The 1860-nt window shown below is 62.6% G+C and carries 3 protein-coding genes; 1 reads left to right on the top strand and 2 read right to left on the bottom strand.

What is annotated here, in order from left to right; genetic code table 11:
* A partial coding sequence (locus Y707_RS0116625) for an SDR family NAD(P)-dependent oxidoreductase (protein WP_026535913.1) occupies positions 1-592 on the bottom strand: 592 nt, incomplete at its 3' end.
* A gap of 98 nt (positions 593-690) precedes the next feature.
* The gene (locus Y707_RS0116620; protein ID WP_026535912.1) at positions 691-1047 is read right to left on the bottom strand and encodes a VOC family protein; all 357 of its coding nucleotides are present in this window, start codon (positions 1045-1047) and stop codon (positions 691-693) included.
* A gap of 200 nt (positions 1048-1247) precedes the next feature.
* Here Y707_RS0116620 and Y707_RS30080 point away from each other — a divergent pair.
* Positions 1248-1860: oxidoreductase (locus Y707_RS30080; RefSeq protein WP_035782226.1), on the top strand; the 613-nt coding region annotated here is incomplete at its 3' end.

Genomic DNA, 1860 nt, shown 5'->3' with positions numbered 1-1860 from the left:
CGGCCTCGGAGCTCTCCATCATCGGGGTGTCAGTGGCGCCGGGGAAGACGTTGAGCACATGCACGCCCTCGCCGTAGAGCTCCCGGCGCAGAGCCTCGCCGAAGTGGGCGATCCCGGCCTTCGTCGCACCGTAGACCGTGTAGAACGCCATCCCGAGCAGGCCGAACCCGGAGGAGACATTCACGACCAGCCCGTCGCCCGAGGCCCGCAACGCCGGAAGCGCGGCCCGGGTGAGCAGGATCGGGGCAGTCAGGTTCAGCGCGATCTGCGCCAGCACCTCGGGCTCCTCGATCGCCTCCAGCCGTCCGGCGCGGACGTTGCCGGCGTTGTTGATCAGCACGTCAATCCCGCCTAGCTGCTCCTGGGCCTCGGCCACGATCTGCGCCGGGGCGCCGTCCGCGGTCAGGTCCGCGGGGATGATTACGGCCTGGCCGCCCTTCCCGCGGATCAGGGCGGCCACTTCCTCCAAGGGCTCGGGGCGCCGGCCCACCAGCGCCAAATGCGGCGAGTACTGTGCCAGTTCCAGGGCCAGGGCGCGCCCGATGCCGCTGCCGGCACCGGTAAGCAGAATCTTGCGGTTGTTCAGGTCCATCAGAAATACCTCCAGAAAAACGTTCAGCCGGATCGATGTACAGACTCGCGCGGTTCGCCCGCTGCCTTCGTGGCCGTCAACGTACGTGACGCAACACGCTACAGGCCGGCCAGCACACAGAACTCGTTACCCTCAGGGTCTGACAGTACTACCCAGTCCACCTCAGGACCTTGCCCCACATTTACTCGGCGGGCACCAAGGGACTCCAAACGCACCACCTCACCCGCCTGATCGGTGTCCGTCGGGCGCAGATCCAGATGCATTCGGTTCTTAGTCACCTTCGGCTCAGGAACGAACAGGAAGTCGAGTAACGGCCGCCCCCCGTCGGGCGGAGCGATCCTGATGCCCTCCTCGTACTCCTCGTGAACCTCATAACCCAGAGCCGCGCACCAGAAACGGGCCAAGCTTACGGGGTCGCGGCTGTCAACGACAACGAAGTGCAATGCGCTGGTCATGACCTACTCCTATATCAAGCGGCCGGTATGAGACAACCCCGCGCTAGTGACGAGAGAAACGGTGCCAGAGCCCCCGTTTAGGCATTTTGTTGCAGGAATTGGCATATGCCCTCAACTCCACCGCCGGGAATGGACGGTCAATGGCAGTCGTTGACCACGGTGAATCATCCCGAATTATCAGTACTCGAAGGAGTTTTTCCATGCCCAATTTCGACTCACTATGGTCGTCTCTTCAGATCGGTTCCACCGAGCTGAATAACCGGGTTGCACTTGCTCCCATGACGCGCGTCAGCGCAACCGAGGATGGTCATGCTACGGACAAGATGGCCTCCTACTACGAGGCTTATGCACGTGGCGGTTTCGGGCTGCTTATCACCGAGGGAATCTATCCTGACACCGCGTACAGTCAGGGCTACCTGTTCCAGCCAGGCATCGCCACCAAGGAACAAGCACAGTCGTGGAGCAATGTCGTTGACGCCGTCCACTCAGCCGGCGCGCGCATATTCGCCCAGCTCATGCACGCAGGAGCCCAGGCCCAGGGCAACCGGTTCGTGGAATCCTCAATAGGTCCCTCCGCGGTCTCACCCAAGGGCGAGCAACTGGCGTTCTACCGTGGCGAGGGACCCTTTCCCGTACCTTCAGAGATCACCACCGAGCAGATGGCCGAGGTCCGGGAAGGCTTCGTGGTGGCTGCGCTGCACGCCAAACAAGCAGGTTTCGACGGCGTGGAAATCCACGGCGCGAACGGATACCTGCTTGACCAGTTCCTGACCGACTACTTCAACAAGAGGACCGACGAGTACGGCGGTTCCC

Source organism: Arthrobacter sp. H14 (assembly GCF_000520495.1).
In the GTDB taxonomy this organism is placed as follows: domain Bacteria; phylum Actinomycetota; class Actinomycetes; order Actinomycetales; family Micrococcaceae; genus Arthrobacter_C.
This window is presented reverse-complemented; position numbering and strand designations above follow the sequence as displayed.

What these genes read in the sequence shown, in the direction of transcription:
- Y707_RS0116620 (WP_026535912.1), bottom strand. Translation starts at nt 1,047, where the DNA reads ATGACCAGCGCATTGCACTTCGTTGTCGTTGACAGCCGCGACCCCGTA.